The organism is Pseudonocardia nigra (genome assembly GCF_019396355.1).
In the GTDB taxonomy this organism is placed as follows: Bacteria; Actinomycetota; Actinomycetes; order Mycobacteriales; family Pseudonocardiaceae; genus Pseudonocardia; species Pseudonocardia nigra.
Genome location: NZ_JAHKRK010000007.1, coordinates 1 through 20213 on the forward strand (window position 1 = coordinate 1; position 20213 = coordinate 20213).

Annotated in this window: 17 protein-coding genes and 1 pseudogene; 9 read left to right on the top strand and 9 right to left on the bottom strand. The window is 74.2% G+C overall.

Going from position 1 to position 20213, the window contains the following annotated elements; translation table 11 throughout:
• Positions 1–174: 174 nt before the first annotated feature.
• The 3 genes from KME75_RS03200 to KME75_RS03210 all read right to left on the bottom strand — a co-directional run bounded on the left by KME75_RS03200 (position 175) and on the right by KME75_RS03210 (position 5069).
• Positions 175–1320 carry an acyl-CoA dehydrogenase family protein gene (locus tag KME75_RS03200; RefSeq protein WP_219412999.1) on the bottom strand — a complete coding sequence of 382 codons (1146 nt, stop codon included), beginning with the start codon at positions 1318–1320 and terminating at the stop codon, positions 175–177.
• A gap of 2 nt (positions 1321–1322) precedes the next feature.
• Positions 1323–3305, bottom strand: coding sequence for an ATP-binding protein (locus KME75_RS03205; RefSeq protein ID WP_219413000.1), 1983 nt, complete (start codon positions 3303–3305; stop codon positions 1323–1325).
• A gap of 162 nt (positions 3306–3467) precedes the next feature.
• Positions 3468–5069, bottom strand: a complete 1602-nt coding sequence (locus KME75_RS03210; RefSeq protein ID WP_219413001.1) for a carboxyl transferase domain-containing protein — start codon at positions 5067–5069, stop codon at positions 3468–3470.
• A gap of 117 nt (positions 5070–5186) precedes the next feature.
• On the opposite strand from KME75_RS03210, the gene KME75_RS03215 reads away from it, so the two are divergent.
• Positions 5187–5861: a response regulator transcription factor gene (locus KME75_RS03215; RefSeq protein WP_219413002.1), complete on the top strand. Its 675-nt coding sequence runs from the start codon at positions 5187–5189 to the stop codon at positions 5859–5861.
• On the opposite strand, the gene KME75_RS03220 is transcribed toward KME75_RS03215, so the two are convergent.
• Entirely contained in the window at positions 5837–7495 is a 1659-nt protein-coding gene (locus tag KME75_RS03220; RefSeq protein WP_219413003.1) for a sensor histidine kinase, read from the bottom strand. The genes KME75_RS03215 and KME75_RS03220 overlap by 25 nt on opposite strands.
• Before the next feature lie 95 nt (positions 7496–7590).
• Here KME75_RS03220 and KME75_RS03225 point away from each other — a divergent pair, with 95 nt between their 5' ends.
• Complete coding sequence (locus tag KME75_RS03225) at positions 7591–8178, top strand: SACE_7040 family transcriptional regulator (protein WP_219413004.1); 588 nt, start codon at positions 7591–7593, stop codon at positions 8176–8178.
• On the opposite strand, the gene KME75_RS03230 is transcribed toward KME75_RS03225, so the two are convergent.
• Complete coding sequence (locus tag KME75_RS03230; RefSeq protein WP_219413005.1) at positions 8147–10087, bottom strand: heavy metal translocating P-type ATPase; 1941 nt, start codon at positions 10085–10087, stop codon at positions 8147–8149. The two genes, KME75_RS03225 and KME75_RS03230, sit on opposite strands and share 32 nt — an antisense overlap.
• A gap of 81 nt (positions 10088–10168) precedes the next feature.
• Between KME75_RS03230 and KME75_RS03235 the strand changes: the two genes are divergently transcribed.
• Complete coding sequence (locus tag KME75_RS03235) at positions 10169–10516, top strand: ArsR/SmtB family transcription factor (RefSeq protein WP_219413006.1); 348 nt, start codon at positions 10169–10171, stop codon at positions 10514–10516.
• Positions 10517–10555: 39 nt separating this feature from the next.
• Here KME75_RS03235 and KME75_RS03240 read toward each other — a convergent pair whose 3' ends face one another.
• Positions 10556–11257, bottom strand: coding sequence for a GntR family transcriptional regulator (locus tag KME75_RS03240; protein ID WP_219413007.1), 702 nt, complete (start codon positions 11255–11257; stop codon positions 10556–10558).
• Between the two features lie 217 nt (positions 11258–11474).
• Between KME75_RS03240 and KME75_RS03245 the strand changes: the two genes are divergently transcribed.
• The 6 genes and pseudogenes from KME75_RS03245 to KME75_RS42530 all read left to right on the top strand — a co-directional run.
• Positions 11475–12692: an NRAMP family divalent metal transporter gene (locus tag KME75_RS03245; protein WP_219413008.1), complete on the top strand. Its 1218-nt coding sequence runs from the start codon at positions 11475–11477 to the stop codon at positions 12690–12692.
• Positions 12671–13432, top strand: coding sequence for a LamB/YcsF family protein (locus tag KME75_RS03250; RefSeq protein WP_219413064.1), 762 nt, complete (start codon positions 12671–12673; stop codon positions 13430–13432). The genes KME75_RS03245 and KME75_RS03250 overlap by 22 nt, the downstream gene beginning before the upstream one ends.
• Before the next feature lie 76 nt (positions 13433–13508).
• Positions 13509–14114, top strand: coding sequence for a 5-oxoprolinase subunit B family protein (locus KME75_RS03255; RefSeq protein ID WP_219413009.1), 606 nt, complete (start codon positions 13509–13511; stop codon positions 14112–14114).
• A 74-nt stretch (positions 14115–14188) separates the two neighbouring features.
• A complete protein-coding gene (locus KME75_RS03260) occupies positions 14189–15070 on the top strand; it encodes a 5-oxoprolinase subunit C family protein (protein ID WP_219413010.1) in 882 nt (293 codons plus the stop codon).
• Positions 15067–15837 carry a putative hydro-lyase gene (locus KME75_RS03265; RefSeq protein ID WP_219413011.1) on the top strand — a complete coding sequence of 257 codons (771 nt, stop codon included), beginning with the start codon at positions 15067–15069 and terminating at the stop codon, positions 15835–15837. The genes KME75_RS03260 and KME75_RS03265 overlap by 4 nt, the downstream gene beginning before the upstream one ends.
• A gap of 138 nt (positions 15838–15975) precedes the next feature.
• Positions 15976–17108 (top strand): annotated as a pseudogene (locus KME75_RS42530) (epoxide hydrolase family protein); the annotation flags it as partial.
• A gap of 21 nt (positions 17109–17129) precedes the next feature.
• On the opposite strand, the gene KME75_RS42535 reads toward KME75_RS42530, so the two are convergent.
• The 3 genes from KME75_RS42535 to KME75_RS03280 all read right to left on the bottom strand — a co-directional run bounded on the left by KME75_RS42535 (position 17130) and on the right by KME75_RS03280 (position 20120).
• A complete protein-coding gene (locus KME75_RS42535; RefSeq protein ID WP_308282521.1) occupies positions 17130–18029 on the bottom strand; it encodes a DMT family transporter in 900 nt (299 codons plus the stop codon).
• A gap of 116 nt (positions 18030–18145) precedes the next feature.
• Entirely contained in the window at positions 18146–18514 is a 369-nt protein-coding gene (locus KME75_RS03275) for a nuclear transport factor 2 family protein (RefSeq protein WP_246631386.1), read from the bottom strand.
• Positions 18515–18560: 46 nt separating this feature from the next.
• Positions 18561–20120 carry an adenylate/guanylate cyclase domain-containing protein gene (locus KME75_RS03280; RefSeq protein ID WP_219413012.1) on the bottom strand — a complete coding sequence of 520 codons (1560 nt, stop codon included), beginning with the start codon at positions 20118–20120 and terminating at the stop codon, positions 18561–18563.
• Positions 20121–20213 lie beyond the last annotated feature (93 nt).

Genomic DNA, 20213 nt, shown 5'->3' on the forward strand with positions numbered 1-20213 from the left:
CCGGGAAGGCCCCCAGGCCTCAGACTTTGCTTCGGGCTAGACGCACCAATGCCAACCGAGCTCAGCCGGACCCGACCCGATTCTCATACCTCGTGGCGGCCGAAGGCCATGGGGGACTTTGCTGCAATTCGGCCCGCGCTCTCCGGTCATCCCGAGGCGGCAGACGGCGGGTGGCTACAGGCCCAGCTGGCGGGCGATCAGCATCCGCTGCACCTCGCTGGTGCCCTCACCGATCTCCAGGATCTTCGCGTCGCGGTAGAAGCGGCCCACCGGGTACTCGTTCATGAAGCCGTAACCGCCGAAGATCTGGGTCGCGTCGCGCGCGTTGTCCATCGCCGCGTTCGACGCCACCAGCTTCGCGATCGCCGCCTCCTTCTTGAACGGCTCGCCGCGCAGCATCTTCGCCGCGGCCGCGTAGTAGGCCAGCCGGGCCGTGTGCGCCCGCGCCTCCATGTCCGCGATCTTGAACTGGATCGCCTGGTAGGAGCCGATCGCCTGGCCGAACGCCTCGCGCTCGCGGGCGTAGCGCAGCGACTCGTCCACGCACCCCTGCGCGAGGCCGACGCTCAGCGCGGCGATCGCGACGCGGCCCTCGTCGAGGATCGACAGGAACTGCGCGTACCCGCGGCCGCGCTCGCCCACGAGGTTGGCTGCGGGTACCCGGCAGTCGTCGAAGAACAGCTCGCGGGTGTCGGAGGCCGACCACCCGACCTTCGAGTACTTCTGCGACACCCGGAAGCCCGGGGTGCCGGCCGGCACCATGATCGCGGAGATCTCCTTGCGACCGCCGGACTCACCGGTGATCGCCGTGACCGCGACGACCGACGTGATGTCCGTGCCGGAGTTCGTGATGAACGCCTTGGAGCCGTTGATCACCCACTCGTCGCCGTCGAGCCGGGCCGTGGTGCGGGTGGCGCCCGCGTCCGAGCCGCCGCCGGGCTCGGTGAGCCCGAACGCGCCCAGCTTCTCGCCCGCCGCCAGCTCCGGCAGCCACCGCCGCTTCTGCTCCTCGGTGCCGAAGCGGTAGATCGGCATCGCGCCCAGCGAGACGCCCGCCTCGAGCGTGATCGCCACCGACGAGTCGACGCGGGCCAGCTCCTCCAGCGCGAGGCACAGGGCGAAGTAGTCGCCGCCCATGCCGCCGTACTCCTCACCGATCGGCAGCCCGAACAGGCCCATGGCGCCCATCCGCGCCACCAGGTCGTACGGGAACTCGCCGCGCTCGTAGAACTCCCCGATGACGGGGGCGACCTCCTTGCGGGCGAAGTCCTCCACCGTGGCGCGCAGCGCCTCGTGCTCCTCGCTCAGGGTGAGATCCATGCTCAGCTCTCCTGGTTCTCGACGGGTTCGACGACGGCGAGCACGGCGTCCTTCGCGACGGTGGCCCCCGCGCGGGCGCGCAGCTCGCGGACCACCCCGTCGACGGGGGCGGTGAGCACGTGCTCCATCTTCATGGCTTCGACGACGACGAGCCGGTCGCCCGCCGTGACCTGCTGGCCTTCGGTGACCTCGACGACCGTGACGGTGCCGGGCATCGGCGACAGCACGGGCCCGCCCGCGCCGTCGGCCGTGCTGCGGGCGGCGTCGAGGGGCTCCTGCTCGCGGATCGCCCACGCGTGCCCGTCGCGGCCGAGCCAGAGCGTCTCGCCGTCCTGGGCGCACACGCAGTGGCGGGTGACGCCGTCCAGCGTGACGGTGAGCGCGTCGCCGGCGCGGCGGACCGACACCGGGACCGCGGGCGCGTCGCCGACCGCGACCTCGGCCCGCGCGGCGCGCCCCCGGATCCGGACGACGACGGGCTCGTGCCCGGCGACGAGCATCCGCCACGTCGTCCAGGCCGGTTCGCCGATCCGCCAGCCGCCCGGGACGTCGAACGGGTCGACGACAGGGCCGGCCGGTTCGAGCGCGAGCAGGGCGTGGCCCGCGGCCGCGGTGAGCACGTCGTCGGGCAGCTCGGCGGCCGTCCAGTCGTCGACGCGGCGGCCGACGAGCCCGGTGTCCAGGCGCGCCGCGCGGACGTCCGGGTCGGCGAGCAGCGCGCGCAGGAAGCCGACGTTGGTGCCGAGGCCGAGCAGCACGGTGTCGCGCAGGGCGCCGTCGAGGCGGCGCAGGGCGTCATCGCGATTCTGGCCCCAGGCGATCACCTTCGCGAGCATCGGGTCGTAGTCCGAGCCCACGACCCCGCCCGCGGCGACGCCCGAGTCGACCCGGACGTCGGCCGGTTCGCGCAGGGCGAGGATCCGGCCGCCGGTGGGGAGGAAACCGGCCGAGGGGTCCTCGGCGTAGATGCGCACCTCGATCGCGTGCCCCGAGGCACGGATCCGCCTGGGCCACGGCTGCTCCTCGCCCGCCGCGATGCGCAGCTGGGACTCGACGAGGTCGACCCCGTACACCTCCTCGGTGACCGGGTGTTCCACCTGCAGCCGGGTGTTCATCTCCATGAAGAAGAACTCCTCGGGCCGGTCGCCGCCCACGATGAACTCCACCGTGCCCGCGCCGGTGTAGCCGACCGCGCGGGCCGCTTCGACCGCCGCGGCGCCCATCCGCTCCCGCTGCGCCGGCGTGAGCAGCGCCGACGGGGCCTCCTCGACGATCTTCTGGTGCCGCCGCTGGAGGCTGCACTCGCGCTCGCCCAGGTGCACGACGTTGCCGTGCGCGTCGGCGAGCACCTGGATCTCGATGTGCCGCGGGGTGGTGATGAGCCGCTCGACGAGCAGCGTGTCGTCGCCGAAGGAGGCGCGGGCCTCACGGCGGGCACTCGCGATCGCGTCGGCCAGGTCGGCGGGCCGGTGCACCTCGCGCATGCCCTTGCCGCCCCCGCCGGCCGACGGCTTGAGCAGCACGGGGTAGCCGACCTGCTCGACGGCGGCGGCGAGTTCCTCGTCGGACAGGCCGGCGCCGTCGGAGCCGGGGACGACGGGGACGCCCGCCTTCGCGACGGTCTGCTTGGCCCGGATCTTGTCGCCCATCGCCTCGATCGCCGACGCGGGCGGCCCGACGAACGCGATGCCGGCGTCGGCGCAGGCGGCCGCGAAGGCGGTGTTCTCGGACAGGAAGCCGTAGCCGGGGTGGATCGCCTGCGCACCCGTGGCCCGGGTCGCGTCGATCACGGCGGGTATCGACAGGTAGCTCTGAGCGGCGGGCGCCGGCCCGATCCGGACCGCGATGTCGGCGGCGGCCACGTGCGGAGCGCCCGCGTCGGCGTCGGAGTACACGGCGACCGACCGCACGCCGAGCCGCCGCAGCGTGCGGATCACCCGGACGGCGATCTCACCGCGGTTGGCGACGAGGACGGTGTCAAACACGGACGCCTCCGATCGGGGTGGTGATGGGTCGACCGCGCTGATCAAGGCGCAAACGTCGCTCCCGGAGATCGACATGCGACATCTGCGCCTTGATCACCGGGGTCGGGCCGGGCCGGCGCGCGCGGGGCGGGGCCGGGGCGGCGGCGTGGGGCGACACGGCGGTCACATCCGGAAGACGCCGAAGGCCGGGTCGGCCAGCGGCGCGTTGGCGGCGGCGGACAGGGCCAGGCCGAGGACCGTGCGCGTGTCGGCCGGGTCGATCACGCCGTCGTCCCACAGGCGCGCGGTGGAGTAGTACGGGTGGCCCTGGTGCTCGTACTGCGCGCGGATGCGGTCCTTGAACTGCTCCTCCGGCTCCGGGTCCTTCGGGCTGCGGACCGTCGAGAGCACCATCGCGGCCTGCTCGCCGCCCATCACGGAGATGCGCGCGTTGGGCCACATGAACAGGAACCGGGGCGAGTACGCACGCCCGCACATCGAGTAGTTCCCGGCCCCGAACGACCCGCCGATGATCACGGTGAACTTCGGGACCCTGGTCGACGCCACGGCCGTGACCATCTTCGCGCCGTTCTTCGCGATCCCGCCGGCCTCGTACTCGCGGCCGACCATGAAGCCGGAGATGTTCTGCAGGAACACCAGCGGGATGCCGCGCTGGTCGCACAGCTCGATGAAGTGCGCGCCCTTGAGAGCCGACTCGGAGAACAGGATGCCGTTGTTCGCGACGATCCCGACCGGGTGGCCGTGCAGCCGCGCGAAGCCCGTGACCAGCGTGGTGCCGTACTCGGCCTTGAACTCTCCGAATCGCGAGCCGTCGACGATCCGGGCGATCACCTCCCGCACGTCGTAGGGCGTGCGGGAGTCGGTGGGCACCACGTCGTAGACCGACGCCGGGTCGAGCAGCGGATCCTCGGTCGGCAGGACGTCCCACGGCCGCGGGGCGCGCGGCCCGAGCGTTCCGACGATCGAGCGCACGATCTGCAGGGCGTGGGCGTCGTCGTTCGCGAGGTGGTCGGTGACGCCGGAGACCTTCGAGTGCAGGTCGCCGCCGCCGAGCTCCTCCGCCGTGACGACCTCGCCCGTGGCCGCCTTCACCAGCGGCGGACCGCCGAGGAAGATCGTGCCCTGGTTGCGGACGATCACGGCCTCGTCGCTCATGGCGGGCACGTATGCTCCGCCCGCGGTGCACGAGCCGAGCACCGCGGCGATCTGGGGAATGCCCAGCCCGGACATCGTCGCCTGGTTGTAGAAGATGCGCCCGAAGTGCTCGCGGTCGGGGAACACGTCGTCCTGCTCCGGCAGGTAGGCGCCCCCGGAGTCGACCAGGTAGATGCACGGCAGCCTGTTGTGCAGGGCCACCTCCTGCGCGCGCAGGTGCTTCTTCACCGTCATCGGATAGTACGTGCCGCCCTTGACGGTGGCGTCGTTGGCGACGATCACGCACTCGCGGCCGGCCACGCGGCCGACGCCGGTGATCATTCCGGCGCCCGGGGCATCGTCGCCGTACATGCCGTTCGCGGCGAGCGGGGAGAGCTCGAGGAACGGGCTGGACGGGTCGACCAGGTCGTCGACGCGGTCGCGCGGCAGCAGCTTGCCCCGCTCCACGTGGCGCGCCCTGGCCCGCTCGGGGCCGCCCAGGCGGGCGGTGCCCAATCTCGCGTGCAGGTCCGCGACGAGCTCGCGGTGCGCGGCCGCGTACTGCGCGGCGGCGTCGTCTGACGGATCGACGGCGCTGGTCAGGACCGCGCCGGACGTCGCGACGGGCATGTCACCCCCTGGGTCGGCTCTCGGACCGATGTTAACGGTCATTAACGTGGGCCGCCAGGGCGCGGGCGGCCCGGCACGGCGACGGGGGCGTCCCCGTCACCCGATACGGTCTGCGCCGTGCGCGTACTGCTGGTGGAGGACGAGGTACCGCTCGCCGAGATGGTGAAGCGCGGTTTGGCGGCCGAGGGCCACTCGGTGCACGTGGTGCACGACGGACCGTCCGGCCTGGCGGCCGCGAGCACGGGCGAGTTCGACGTCGTGGTGCTCGACATCATGCTGCCCGGCCTGTCCGGGTACCGGGTGCTGCAGCGGCTGCGCGCCGCCGAGGTCTGGACGCCGGTGCTCATGCTCACCGCGAAGGACGGCGAGTACGACGAGGCCGATGCGTTCGACCTCGGCGCCGACGACTACCTCGTCAAGCCGTTCTCGTTCGTCGTGCTGCTCGCCAGGCTCCGCGCGCTGCTGCGCCGGTCCGGCGAGGCCCGGCCCACCGTGCTCACCGTCGCCGACCTCCGCCTCGACCCGGCCCGCCACCGGGTGCACCGGGGCAACACCGAGATCACCCTGACCCCGCGCGAGTTCGGCGTGCTGGAACACCTGATGCGGCACGCGGGCGAGGTCGTCACCAAGACCGACATCCTGCGCGCGGTGTGGGACGCCCACTACGAGGGCGAGGTCAACGTCGTGGAGGTCTACGTCGGCTACCTGCGCCGCAAGATCGACGCCCCGTTCGGCACCAGCAGCATCGAGACGCTGCGGGGCGTGGGCTACCGGATGGTCGAGCCGGGCTGATCGGGCCGGACGGGCACCGCTGCCGGCCGCCGCTCGTCGCGCGGCGAGGGCACGGGCGCGCGCCCGGGATGCGGCCGGGGCGCCGGCTGTGGCGCGGCGTCGGCGGACCCGACGGGCGGGATGCCCCACGGCATCGTCGCCGGATCGCGGCGGGCGTCGGCGTCCCGGACCGGGACGGGGGTGACCTGCGGCGCGGGCGCCTCGGCGGCCACGGGCTCGGGCTGGGGATCGGCGGCAGGCTGCTCGAGCGCGGGCAACCGCACCCGGAACAGGGCCCCGCCCGCCGGTGCGTCGGTCACCTCGACGGAACCGCCGTGCGCGGCCACGACCTCGGCCACGATCGCCAGGCCCAGGCCGGAGCCGCCGTCGGAGCGGGCGCGGGCGTCGTCGAGCCGGACGAAGCGCTCGAACACCCTGGTGCGGTCGGCGGGCGGCACGCCCGGCCCGTCGTCGGACACCTCGACCACCGCGACGTCGCCCTGCCTGCCGACCGTGACGAGCACCCGGGAGCTGGCGTGCCTGCGCCCGTTGTCGACGAGGTTGCGCACCACGCGGGCCAGCTGGCCGCGGTCGCCGATCACGCGGACCGGCTCGGTGCGGACCTCCGCCGGGATCCCGCCCTCGGCCGGCCGGCCGCGCTCGGCCTCGGCGACCTCGTCGAGGTCGACCTCCTCGCGGCGCGGCTGCAACCCGCGCTCGTCGGCCCTCGCCAGCAGCAGCAGCGCCTCGACGAGCTTGCCGAGCCGCGCGGTCTCGCCGCGCAGTGCCGTGACCGTGGCCGGGTCGCCCGAGCTGCGCTGCAGCAGCTCCAGGCCGGTCGCGATCGTGGCCAGCGGGCTGCGCAGCTCGTGGCTCGCGTCGGCGACGAACCGCCGCTGCACGCCCTGCGCGTCCTCCAGCCGGGCGATCATCCCGTTCATCGTCTCGGCGAGACGGCCGACCTCGTCGCGCGCCGCCGGGACGGGCACGCGCTGGGCGAGGTCCTTCTCCGTCATCGCGGCGACCTGGGTGCGGATCGCCTCGACCGGCCGCAGCGCACGCCCGGCGAACAGGTAGGTGGTGATGCCGGCGACCACGATGAGGATCGGGATGCCGAACGACAGGTAGAACAGCAGCGTGTCGGTGGCCGCCTGGACGCCGGTGAGCGGCATCGCGTACAGGACGTCGACGGGCCGACCCACGGAGCTGCCGCCGACCGCCACCAGCACGGCGTCGACAGAGCCCCCGCCGACCAGCGGGATCTGCGCCTCGACCAGGATGTTCTCCCCGGCGGCCGGCGCGAGGTCGGAGATCGGCACGTTGCGGTCGACCGCATCGGTGGCGGCCTCCACCACGACGGACTCGTCGTACTCGACCAGTACCTGGGCCAGGTCGCTGTCGGCGGTGAGGGCGCCCAGCGCCTCGCGCGCGTTCTCATTGACGGCCCCGCGGAAGTTGCCCGCCACCCGCTCGAGGATCAGCTGCGCCCGCTCCTCCGCGCTGCTCTCCACGGTGTGCCGCAGCGACTGCCCCACCAGGAACACCAGCGCGGCGCCCGCCACGATGAGCGACGCGGCCACCACGACGGCCGCCGACAGTGCCGACGCGGCGCGCACGCCCATGCGGGCGCGCAGCCATCGGGGGAGTCCGGGCATGAGGTCGAGGGTATCGGCCGGCACTGTGACCGCGCTGAGATGTGGCGATCTTCGGCGAGGTTAGCGCGCGTTAACCGGGACGGTAGGCTGCCCCCGTGGCGACCCCGGCGGCGCGCGCGGGCCGGAGCAGGCGCGAGCAGATCCTCACGGTCGCGGCGCAGCTGTTCGCCCGCCACGGCTTCCACGGCGTGAGCATCGCCGACCTCGGCGCGGCCGTCGGCGTGAGCGGTCCGGCGCTCTACCGGCACTTCCCGAGCAAGGAGGCGCTGCTCGCCGAGATGCTCGTCGGCATCAGCGAGCACCTGCTCGAGGGCGGGCGCGCGCGGGCCGCGGCGTCCGACGACCCCCACGAGGTGCTCGCCGCACTCGTCGAGTTCCAGGTGGAGTTCGCGCTGCGCGAGCCGGAGCTGATCGTGGTGCAGGACCGCGACCTGGCCAACCTGCCGGCGCCGGCCCGGCGCCGGGTCCGGCAGCTGCAACGCACCTACGTGGAGATCTGGGTGGACACGCTGCGGCGGGCCCACCCCGGCCTCTCCGCCGAGTCGGCGCGGATCGCGGCGCACGGCACGTTCGGGCTGCTCAACTCCACCCCGCACAGCGGCCGCGGCCCGGCCGTCGCGCCGCTGCTCGCGCGGATGGCCCTGGCGGCCCTCACCGACCTGGCCCCGCCGCCCCCGCCCTGACGGCCGCGCGCTCGAGCGGGACCGGCGCGGCCGACACCGGGGCCGCCCGGCGGGGCGGCACGAGCAGCCGCAGGCCGTTGAGGCAGACGAGCACCGTCGACAGCTCGTGCCCGGCCACACCGAGCGCCAGCGGCAAGGTGCCGAACAGGTCCCACCCGACGAGCACGACGATCACCGCGCAGGCGAACGCGAGGTTGGCCCGTGACACGCGACGGGCCCGCCGGGCGAGCTCGAGCAGCGGCGCGAGCGACGCCATCGGGTCGCGCATCAGCACCCCGTCGGACGCCTGGACGCTCAGCGCCCCCGCCCCCTCGCCGACCGCGAGGCCCGCGTCGGCAGTGGCGAGCAGCGGGGCATCGTTGATCCCGTCGCCGACGGCGAGCACGGTGCGCCCCTCCCGCTGCCACTCGCGGACGGCAGCGCTCTTGTCGGCCGGGAGCAGTTCAGCGCGCACGTCGGCGACGCCCAGTTCGGCCGCGACGGCGGCGGCGGGCGCCGGCGCGTCGCCGGTGAGCAGGACCGGGGCCCTGCCGATCACGCGCTCGAGCTCGGCGACCGTGGCAGCGGCCCCGGGACGCAGCCCGTCGGCCATTGCCAGCACCCCGACCGGTCGCCCGTCGGCGAGCACGACCACCGCGGTGCGGCCTTCGGCCTCGTGCCGGTCGACGACCGCACGGGCGCCCGCGTCCACGTGGTCCAGCAGGGCCGGACGGCCGACGCGCACGTCGGCGCCGTCCACCATCGCGCGCACGCCGACCCCCGGCAGCGCCGCGAAGGCCCGCGCCTCCGGCACTGCGACGCCGCGCCTGCCCGCGGCGGTGCGGACGGCGCGGCCGAGGGCGTGCTCGCTGCCCTGCTCGGCCGCCGCGGCCAGCGCGAGCACCCGCTCCGCGGGCTGCCCGAGCGGCTCCACGGCCACGACCTCGGGGCGGCCGCGGGTGACCGTGCCGGTCTTGTCCAGCGCGACCGCGTCGACGGCCGCGAGCGCCTCGACGACAGTTGCGTCCTTGACCAGCACGCCGCGCCTGCCCGCGGCGGCGATGGCGGCCAGCAGCGGGGGCATCGTCGCCAGCACGACGGCGCACGGCGACGCCACGATCATGAACGTCATCGCGCGGAGCAGCGTCGGCTCGAACGCCGCGCCGAACAGCAGCGGCACGGCGAGGAGCGCGACGGCGCCGACCACCACGGCGGTGGAGTAGCGCTGCTCGATCCGCTCGATCGCGAGCTGGCGCCCCGCCTTGGTCTCGGTGGCCTGCCGGACCTGAGCGGCGATCCCGGCCACGACGGTGGCGGTCGGGTCCCGCTCCACGCGCACCCGCAGCGTGCCGGTGCCGTTGACGGTGCCGGCGTGCACGGTGTCGCCCGGACCGACGGCGACCGGGAGCGGCTCACCGGTCAGCCCGGCGGTGTCGACGTCGCTGGCCCCGGAGAGCACGCTGCCGTCGCCCGGGATCCGCTCCCCGGGACGCACCAGCACCTCGTCGCCGACGGCGAGGTCGGCGGCGGCGACCCGCCGCTCGCCCGCGGCGTCGACCAGCGTGGCGCTCTCCGGCTCGAGGTCGAGCAGGGCCTCGATGCTCGCGCGGGTCCGCGCCGTCATCACCGCCTCGAGCGCCCCCGACGTCGCGAAGATGACGATGAGCAGGCCGCCGTCGAAGTACTGGCCGATCGCGGCGGCGGCGACCGCGGCCACGACCATCAGCAGGTCGACGTCGAGCCGCCGCTCGCGCAGCGCCCGCAGCCCTTCCAGTGCGGGCTCCCAGCCGCCCGCGAGGTAGCAGACCGCGTAGGTGACGGCGACGACGACGGCGGGCGCGCCGAGCAGGTCGGCCGGCACGGCGAGCGCGAACCCGGCGAGCGAGAGAGCGGCCCAGCGGACCTCGGACAGCGCGAACGGCGACGGCATGCGGAGGAGCGTATCTGCGCATGCATGCAGATAGCCAGGAAGTGGAGACCTGATCAGGTGCTCACAGGTAGGCTCCCGCTCGTGCACGACGGCATCCCGGGCTTCGCGATGCCGCACCCGGACGACGTCCGGCGGGCGGCCGACTCCATGCGCCTGCTCGCCGACCCCACCCGCATCAAGATCCTATGGGCACTGCTGCACGGCGAGGAGTCGGTTGCCTGCCTCGCCGAGCTGGTGGGCGCCGCGCCCACGGCCGTGAGCCAGCACCTGGCCAAGCTGCGGCTGGCCGGGCTCGTCGAGGGCCGGCGGGAGGGCACGTTCATCTACTACTCCGCGGGCAACGAGCGGGTGCGGGCACTGCTCACCGAGGCGCTCGGCCTGGCGCCGGCGCGAGACGGAAGTCACGCGAACGGCACTTTCGCACGATAGGTTCGCCCGAACGGCCCGTTCGCGCCCCCGGATCTACCCTCAGAGCTGCTCGTACGCCGCCAGCAGCTGCTTCTCCGCCGCGTGCAGGTAGTCCGTGATCTCGACCGCGGCGGCCTCGCGATCGCCTGCCTCGATCAACCCGGCGATCACGTCGTTGCGGGCGACGTAGGGCTCGAAGAACTCCCGGACGTCGGGCATGCGGTGGAAGACCAGGCGCATCTCCGCGAGCAGCAGCGCCATCTGCTGGTCGAGCCGGGCGCTCCCGGCGAGCGCGACGAGCGCGCGGTGGAAGTGCTGGTTGGCGGAACCGACGTCGTCCCAGCGGTCGTCAGCCGCGGCCGCCATCCCTTCGGTCACGGCGGCCCGCACCAGTGCGACGCCCGCTTCGTCGAAGGCCTCGCCGTGGCGGACGGCGGCGGGCTCGAGGATCCGGCGGGCGCGGTAGACGTCGCGGACGATGTCGCGGTCGGGCTCGGCGACGAAGACCCCGCGGTTGTGCTCGCGCACCAGCACGCGCTCGGAGACGAGCTGGCTCAGCGCCTCGCGGACGGTGTTGCGCGACACCCCGAGTGCGGCGCACAGCGCCTGCTCCGGGAGCCGGGCGCCCGGCAGCAGCCTGCCCTCCGCCACCTCCTCGCGGACGGCGTCGGCGACCCGTTCGGCCGTGGTGGTGCGGGCGATGAGGTGCCGCGCCCGCCCGAGGGAGGCGAGTGCGTCGCTCGCCGGATCGACGGCCGTCATGGGTACACGGTAGGTGACGAGCCGGTTTCGGTCGTCACCCGATCCCAACTTCCTATTGCCGGATTGTTGAACAATCCTTACGCTCACCAACACCGGTGAGCGCTGTGCGGCCGGTCACACCGCTCGACGAAGGAGCCGAGATGAGCGAGCGTCAGCGAGCGAATCATCAACACAGCGCCCGCGCGAAGCGCCGCCCGAGCGCCAGCGAGGGCGAGCGATGAGCGATCCGAAGGCCACGGCGGCGGTCGGCGCGGCGACGAGCCGCGGAGCCGTCATCGGCGCGATGTTCCTGATGGCGACGAGCGCGATCGGTCCGGGGTTCATCACCCAGACCACCACGTTCACCGCGCAGCTCGGGGCGGCGTTCGCGTTCGCGGTGCTCGTGTCGATCCTCGTCGACATCGCGGTGCAGCTGAACGTCTGGCGGGTCATCGGGGTGTCCGGGGAGCGCGCTCACGAGCTGGGCAACAAGGTCGCCCCCGGCGTCGGCTACCTGCTCGCCGGGCTCGTGGTGCTCGGCGGGCTGGTGTTCAACATCGGCAACGTCGGCGGCACCGGCCTCGGCACGAACGCGATGCTCGGCCTCGACGCGAAGATCGGTGGGGCGATCTCGGCCGCGATCGCCATCGCGATCTTCCTGAGCAAGCGCGGGGGCGTCGCGCTGGACCGCATCGTCGTGGTGCTCGGCGCCGTGATGATCCTCATGACGCTCTACGTGGCGATCGTGTCCGGGCCGCCGGTCGGGGAGGCGCTGCGCCAGACCGTGCTGCCCGACCAGGTCAGCTTCCTCGTCATCACGACGCTGATCGGCGGCACGGTCGGCGGCTACATCACCTACGCCGGCGCGCACCGTCTCCTGGACTCGGGAATGACGGGACCCGAGCACGTCGGCGCGATCACGCGCAGCTCGGTCGTCGGCATCCTGGTGACCGGCGTGATGCGGGTGCTGCTGTTCCTCGCCGTGCTCGGCGTGGTGGCCGGCGGCGTGACGCTGGCCCAGGACAGCCCGTCGGCCAGCGCGTTCGAGGCCGCGGCGGGCCAGGTGGGCCTGCGGGTGTTCGGCGTCATCCTGTGGGCCGCCAGCATCACGTCCGTGATCGGCGCGGCGTACACGTCGGTGTCCTTCCTGACCTCGCGCCGCACGTCCGAGCGGCGGCGCAACCTGATCACCGTCGCGTTCATCACGCTGTCGGCCGTGATCTACCTGGTGATCGGCGCGGCGCCGGTGACCCTGCTGGTGTTCGCGGGCGCGTTCAACGGGCTCATCCTGCCGATCGGGTTCACGGTCGTGCTGTGGGTGGCCTGGCGGCGCCGGGACCTGCTCGGCGGCTACCGCTACCCGGCCTGGCTGCTCGGCGTCGGCGTGCTCGCCTGGCTGCTGACGCTCTACCTCGGATACTCGTCCCTCTCCGGATTGGCGAAGCTGTGGACCTGAACTCGGATCTCGGCGAGTCGTTCGGCCGGTGGGTGCTCGGCGACGACGACGCAATGCTCGACCTGGTCACGTCGGCGAACGTGGCGTGCGGCTTCCATGCAGGCGACCCCTCGACGCTGCGACACACCTGCGCGCTGGCCGTGGAGTGCGGCGTGGCGGTGGGGGCGCAGGTCGGCTACCGCGACCTGGCCGGATTCGGCCGCCGCTTCATCGACATGGACCCGGTGCAGCTGGCCGACGACGTCGTCTACCAGATCGGCGCGCTCGACGGGATGTGCCGGGTGAACGGCACGGCCGTGCGCTACGTGAAGCCGCACGGCGCGCTCTACAACGCCGTGGTGCACCACGAGGCGCAGGCCGCGGCCGTCGTGGCCGCCGTCCGGGACTACGACGCGGCGCTGCCGGTGCTCGGCCTGCCCGGGTCCGCGCTGCTGCGCGCGGCGGAGGCGGCGGGCCTGCGCACGGTGCGGGAGTTCTTCGTCGACCGCGGCTACACGCCCGAGGCGACGCTGGTGCCCCGCTCGCAACCGGGCGCGCTGCTGCACGACCCGGACGAGGTGACCGCACGGGTGCTGCGCATGGTCACCGAGGGTGTCGTGACGGCCGTGGACGGCAGCGACGTGTCGGTGGCCGCGGAGTCCCTGTGCGTGCACGGCGACAGCCCCGGCGCGGTCGCGATGGCCGCCGCGGTCCGCAACGGCCTGCAGAAGGCGGGCGTGGAGCTGAAGTCCTTCGCATGAGTGCACTTCGGAGCCGTCCTGCTGCGGCCGGGGGGTCTGCGGCAGCACCATGGTTCCGACGTGCAGAGGAGAACTCGTGAACGTGCTCGCGTGCGGCGACTCCGCACTGCTCTGCGAGGTGGGTGAGCTGGCGGAGGTGCTCGCACTCGCCGATGCCCTGCGCGCCGACCCGCCGGCCGGGGTCGTCGACGTCGTCCCGGCGGCCCGCACGGTGCTGCTCCCGCTCGAACCCGGCACCGACCTCGCCGCGGTGCGGCGGTCCGTGCTGGCCCTGGAGGTCGAGCCGGGGACGGCGCCGCCGGACGGGGACGCGGTGGAGATCGAGGTGGTCTACGACGGGCCGGACCTCGACGAGGTCGGGCGGCTCACCGGCCTGGGCGCCGATGGCGTCGTCGCGGCGCACACCGCCACGCCGTGGCGCGTGGCGTTCGGCGGCTTCGCGCCCGGGTTCATGTACCTCGTGGGCGGCGACCCGCGGCTCGACGTCGCCCGCCGGGCCGAGCCGCGCACGTCGGTGCCGGCGGGGTCGGTGGGGCTGGCGGGCGAGTTCAGCGGCGTCTACCCGCGGTCGTCTCCCGGCGGGTGGCAGCTCATCGGCCGGACGGACGCGGTGCTGTGGGACCTCGACCGCGGCGCCCTCCTGCGGCCCGGCGGCTCCGTCCGCTTCCGGGCGGTCCGGTGACCGCCCACGACACACACCGTCCGGCGTCCGCACACACCGCCGGCCATGTGTGCGGACCCCACGCGGTGTGTGCGGTGACCCGGGACCTGCACGTCCTCGCCACCGGGGCGCTCGCGCTCGTCGAGGACCTCGGCCGGCCGGGGCTCGCCGCGTCGGGCGTCGGCCGGTCGGGGGCCGCCGACCGTGCCGCCCTGCGGCTGGCCAACCGGCTCGTCGCCAACCCCGAGGGCGCCGCCGGGATCGAGGTCGTGTTCGGCGGGCTGGCCGTCCGCGCCGGTGGGCTGCTCACCGTGGCGCTCGCCGGCGCCCCCGCCCCGGCCGACGTCGACGGCACGCCCGTCGGGCACCACGCCGTGCTCACCCTGCGTCCCGGCCAGGTACTGCGGCTCGGGGTGCCGCCGACCGGCCTGCGCACCTACCTCGCCGTCCGCGGCGGCATCGCGGTGGACCCGGTGCTCGGCTCGCGCAGCACCGACGTGCTCGCCGGGCTCGGCCCGCCGAAGCTCGCCCCGGGCCAGGTCCTGCCGGTCGGCCCGGAACCTGCGGACTTCCCGCTGGTGGACGTCGCGCCGGTGGCCTGCCCGCCCGGCGGCGTCGTGACCCTGCGGGCCATCGCAGGGCCGCGCGCCGACCGGCTCGCCGACCCGTGCGCGCTCGCCCGAACCACGTGGACGGCCTCGAGCCGCAGCGACCGCGTCGGGATGCGGCTGGAGGGCGGGCGGCTCGAGCGGGCCGGGGACGGCGAGCTGCCGAGCGAGGGCATGGTGCGCGGCGCGATCCAGGTGCCGCCCGGCGGCGAACCGGTGCTGTTCCTCGCCGACCACCCCGTCACCGGCGGCTACCCGGTGGCCGCCGTCGTCCTGGACGCCGAGGTCGACCGGGCGGCGCAGGTGCGCCCCGGCCAGTCGGTGCGTTTCGTGCTCGTGCCCCCACCCTGGAGAGAGGACCGGCCATGAACCCCGCCGAGGCACGCGCCCGGTTCCGCGACGGCCTGGTGACGGCCACCGCGGGCTGGTGCGACGGCTGGACCCAGGCCAACCTGATCACGGTTCCCCGCGAACTGGCCTGGGACTTCCTCCTGTTCGCACAGCGCAACCCGAAGCCCTGCCCGGTGCTCGACGTGCTCGACGCCGGGGCCGTCGCCGGGCCGCTGCTCGACGGCGACGTGCGCACCGACATCCCGCGGTACCGCGTCTACGTCGACGGGGAGCTCGCCGACGAACCCACCGACCTGCACGGGTGGTGGCGCGAGGACCTCGTCAGCTTCCTCATCGGGTGCAGCTTCACCTTCGAGCGGGCGCTCGCGGCGGCCGGCGTGCCGGTGCGGCACGTCGAGCAGAAGGTCAACGTCCCGATGTACCGGACGTCCTGGCGCTGCCGGGGCGCCGGGGCGGTGTCCGGCCCCTTGGTGGTGTCGATGCGCCCGGTGCCGGCCGCCCTCGTCGAGACGGCCGTGCGCGTGACCGCCGCGTACCCGGCGGTGCACGGCGCACCCGTGCACGTCGGCGACCCGCGCGAGCTGGGTATCGCCGACCTCGACGCGCCCGACTACGGCGACGCGGTCGTGTGCGAGCCGGCGGACGTGCCCGTGTTCTGGGCGTGCGGCGTGACGCCGCAGGCGGCGGTGGTCGAGTCGCGGCCGTCGCTCGCGATCGCCCACGCGCCGGGCCACATGCTGATCACGGACGCCCGCGACGAGGACTACCGCCTGACGTCGACGTAGCGGCGCGCCCTCCCGGACCCGGGTGGCAGCAAGGTGGCCATGCTGCCGTCCAGTGGCAGTAAGGCCACCTTGCTGACGTTCGGGCGGGCGGACAATGTGTGCCAGGAGTTGACCTAGTTCCTCCCTAGGGTTCCTGGCATGGACCTCGACATCCGCCCGTTCTCCATCGCGATCCCCCAGGCGACCTCGACGACCTGCGCGAGCGGCTCGCCCGCACCCGCTGGCCGCGGCAGCTGCCCGGCGGCGGGTGGAGCCGCGGCGTGCCCGTCGGACACCTGCGTGAGCTCGTGGAGCACTGGCGCACCGGATACGACTGGCGCGAGCACGAGAAGGCGCTCAACGTGTTCCCGCAGTTCACCACGGAGATCGATGGTCAGCAGATCCACTTCCTGCACGTCCGGTCGCCCGAGCCGGACGCCGTCCCGCTGGTGCTCACGCACAGCTGGCCGAAACTCGGTGGCCGAGTTCCTGCAGGTCATCTGCCCACTCGCCGACCCGAGGAGCCACGGCAGCGACGGGCCGGCGTTCCACGTCGTGGCGCCCTCGCTGCCCGGGTTCGGGTTCTCGCCGTTCCCGGAGCCCGCCGACGACCGGCCGTGGAGCGTCGAGCGCGTGGCGCGGACCTGGGCGGAGCTGATGCGCCGGCTGGGCTACGAGCGGTACGGCGCCCACGGCAACGACGCGGGCGCGCTGGTCTCCCCGCAGCTGGCCGTGGTGGACCCGGAGCACGTCATCGGAGTGCACATCACGGGCGGGCTCGGCATCCCGACCGGCGACCCGGCCGAGCTCGAGGGCCTGACCGAGCAGGAGCACGCGGAGCTCGGCGGGCTGATGCAGGGGTGGGCGGGCGCCAGCGGCTACGCGCCGTACCTGGCCGCCCGGCCGCAGACCCTCGCCTACGGCTGGCACGACTCGCCGGTCGCCCAGCTCGCCTACCTGCTGGAGCGGTTCCGGGAGTTCGATGGCTGGCCGGCAGGCGAGGACGTCCCGGCCGGGTCGGTGGGCCGGGACCAGCTCCTCACCACCGCGACGCTGTACTGGCTGACCGAGACCGGCGCTTCGTCGTCGTGGACCTACTACGACGAGGCCGCGGGCCTCCCGACCCACCAGACGGCGGTGCCGACGGGCGTGTCCCACGGCGGGCCGTCGGCGTTCCGCAAGCTGGCCGAGCGAGGGAACGACATCGTGCACTGGTCGGCCTCGAGAGCCCCGGGCACATGGTCGCCATGGCGGTGCCGGACGCGCTGGTGGGCGACATCCGCGCGTTCTTCGCCGCCTCGGCTGAGCGGTGGCTACCGGCGCCGGGACAGCGCCACCCCGACCAGGCAGATCGCGCCGCCGACGAACGCCAGCACCGGCGGGACCTCGGACAGCAGGGCCGCCGACATCGCGATCGTGATCGGCGGGACCAGATAGGTGCTCACGCCGAGCCGCCCGGCGTCCATCCGCGCAAGGGCGTAGCCCCAGGTGCTGAACGCGAGCGCGGTGGGCACGAGGCCGAGGTAGACCAGCCCGGCCGTCGCGCCCACCGGCGCCGCGGCGGCGTCGGCGAGCAGGGCCGGCGTGAACGGCAGGCAGGCCAGCGCGCCGATCGTGCACGCGAGCCAGGTGACCTGCAACGCGGGCAACCGGCGCAGCACGACCTTCTGCGCGAGCACCCCGATCGCATACGTCACCGCGGCGACGAGGCAGAGCACGACGCCCAGGAGGTCGGAGCCGGCCGCGTTCGCGGTGGACGCGCCGACGAGGACCGCGCCACCGAACGCGACCAGCGCCCCGATCACGAGCCAGCGCGGGAAGCCCTCACCGAGCAGCAGCCCGGCGAACAGCGCGATGAGGATGGGGCCGACGTTCACCAGCATCGCGGTGGTGCCCGCGTCGACGCGCTGCTCGGCGGCGTTGAGGGCCACGTTGTACACGCCGAACCAGGCCAGCCCGCACAGCGCGATCAGTGCCCACTCCCGCCTGGTCGGCTGCACCCAGCGGCGGCTGATGAGCAGGCCGGCCCCGAGGGCGAGCGAGCCGACGAGGAGCCGGCCCAGCGCCATCGGACCGGCGTCGTAGGACGCCCCGACCGAACGGATGCCGACGAACGCCGACGCCCAGGCCAGCACCGTGACGGCCACGGCTGCCAGCGCGGCCCACGGGTAGCGGGATGCGGGGACAGTGGGCGCGGACGCCAGCTGAGTCACGACTCGACGCTAACCCGCGGGCAGGAGGGCGCCGCATCGGAATTCCACGTCGGATTGCTCACCACGCGGCCGCGCCCCGGGGTAAGGGCTCCTCTCGATCCCTTACCGCGGCGCGTTCACCGCGTCGACCGGGGGAGGTCGGCCGAGCCCTCCCGGTAGATCTTCGCCGCCGCGATCCGGCCGCTCTCGATCCGGTAGAAACCCGCGATCGCGAACTCGGCGGGGACGCCGTCGTGCACGAGGTACTCGCGCAGCTCCGCCGCCACGCGGTCTCCCGCGGCCAGTACGGACAGCGGCCGCAGGGTCGGGGACACCGGGAACGCGCCGCGGAACAGGTCGGCGAGCTCGGCGCGCCCGCGGAAGGAGCTGGTTCCGGTGACCCACCGGGCGTCGGCGGTGAACCCGTCGAGCAGAGTGTCGAGATCCTGCCGGTTGAACGCATCGAGGTGCCGGGCTAGGACCTCGGGCAGAGCGGCGTCATCCATCGCCCGAGTGTTTCCCATGTCTGCGAGGGGCGTCCGTGTTTTTCGCTCACGGCTGCGAGCCTGCGACCTCTGCGGCGTCGCCCACCGGCGCCCGCTCGGGCACGGGCGTGGCGAGCCGGGTCGGCGCGCTGCGGCCCCGCAACACCGTGGCGTCGCCCAGCTCCCACCGGCGGGCTTCCCCGCCGCTCGCGAGCGCCACGGCCGCGCCGGCGGCCAGCACCCGCCCCGGCTCGGCCTTCGCCAGCTCGGTGAGCCGCGCGGCCTCGTTCACCGGGTCGCCGATCACGGTGTACTCGTAGCGGCGCACGTCCCCCACGTTGCCGGCTACCGCGTCGCCCGCGGAGATCCCGATCCCGGCGGTGAGTTCGGGGAGTTCGACGGCCAGCCGCTCGGCGAGGGTCCGCCCCGCGGCCAGCGCGCAGCCCGCGGGGTCGTCGTCGGCGACCGGTGCGCCGAACACGGCGAGCGCGGCGTCCCCCTCGAACTTGTTGATCCAGCCGCCGTGCTCCTCGACGACCTCCACCACGACCCTGAAGAACCGGTTGAGCAGACCGACGATCTCCTCGGGCGGGCGCTCGGCCGCCAGCCCGGTCGACCCGACCAGGTCGACGAACAGCACGGCGATCCGCCGCACCTCGCCGCCGAGCCGGACCTCGCCCGCCGCGGCCGCGGCGCGGGCGACGTCCCGCCCGACGTGCCTGCCGAACAGGTCGTGGATGCGCTCGCGCTCTCGCAGACCCTCCACCATCGTGTTGAGCCCGGCCTGCAGCTGCCCGAGCTCGGTGCCGTCGTAGACCGTCACGCTCGCGTCGAGCTCGCCGCCCTCCACCCGGCGCATCGCCCGCCGGACGGCGTTCACGGGGTCGGCCACGGCCCTGGCCGACCCCACGGTCACGAGCAGGCCGATGACGAGCGCGACCGACCCGATCGCGAGCACGATGACCGCGAGCCGGTCCGCCGGGACGTCGCCGTAGATCAGCGCGGACACCGCGGTCAGCATCAGCCCGACCACCGGCACGGCGGTGCCGAGCGCCCAGAACAGCAGCGACCGCACGGTCACACCGGGCAGCACGCGCCGCCGCGGCGGGTGCGCCCCGAGCACGCGGCCCGCGGTGCGGCGGAGGATCCGCTCGCTGAGCAGGTAGGACAGCGCACACGTGGTGATGCCGCCGAGCACGATCGTCTCCGCCACCGAAATCGCCAGGCGCGGCGAGAACCGAGCGTTCACCGCGGCGAACAGCGCGGCCGCGGCGATCCACAGGACGGCTTGCACGACCACCAGGCGCAACGGCCCGTACAGCACCATGCGTTGCTCCCGGCGCGCCGCGGCGTCGGCGTCGGCGGCACGGGGGCGCCGCAGCCGGAACCGCCTGCCGCCCCACAACAGTCCGATGGGTACCGCCAGCAGCACGTATGCGCCGAACAGGATGACGTTGAACCGGCGGACCATCGCGGGGTCGGCGAGCGGTCCCTCCGGCAGCACCCAGGCCGACAGGGCGAACACGACGACCGCGCCGATCACGTTCGCGACCACCACGACGACGGCGAGCGCGATGCGGGCCGGCCAGTCGAGCACCCACCCCCTGGCCTGACGGGACCGCGCCATGGGCCCGGAGTGTAGGCCGTTCGGGTCATGGCCTCGTCGGCTCGCCCTCGGCCGGCGCCCCGCGCACCCGGACCCCGACTCGCGCACCCTCAC

Excerpts from the sequence above, each read along its gene's own strand:
- KME75_RS03200 (WP_219412999.1), bottom strand. The coding sequence starts at position 1,320 with ATGGATCTCACCCTGAGCGAGGAGCACGAGGCGCTGCGCGCCACGGTG.
- KME75_RS03210 (WP_219413001.1), bottom strand. The coding sequence starts at position 5,069 with ATGCCCGTCGCGACGTCCGGCGCGGTCCTGACCAGCGCCGTCGATCCG.
- KME75_RS03220 (WP_219413003.1), bottom strand. The coding sequence starts at position 7,495 with ATGCCCGGACTCCCCCGATGGCTGCGCGCCCGCATGGGCGTGCGCGCC.
- KME75_RS03230 (WP_219413005.1), bottom strand. The coding sequence starts at position 10,087 with ATGCCGTCGCCGTTCGCGCTGTCCGAGGTCCGCTGGGCCGCTCTCTCG.
- KME75_RS03240 (WP_219413007.1), bottom strand. The coding sequence starts at position 11,257 with ATGACGGCCGTCGATCCGGCGAGCGACGCACTCGCCTCCCTCGGGCGG.
- KME75_RS03245 (WP_219413008.1), top strand. The coding sequence starts at position 11,475 with ATGAGCGATCCGAAGGCCACGGCGGCGGTCGGCGCGGCGACGAGCCGC.
- KME75_RS03265 (WP_219413011.1), top strand. The coding sequence starts at position 15,067 with ATGAACCCCGCCGAGGCACGCGCCCGGTTCCGCGACGGCCTGGTGACG.
- KME75_RS03275 (WP_246631386.1), bottom strand. The coding sequence starts at position 18,514 with ATGGATGACGCCGCTCTGCCCGAGGTCCTAGCCCGGCACCTCGATGCG.
- KME75_RS03280 (WP_219413012.1), bottom strand. The coding sequence starts at position 20,120 with ATGGCGCGGTCCCGTCAGGCCAGGGGGTGGGTGCTCGACTGGCCGGCC.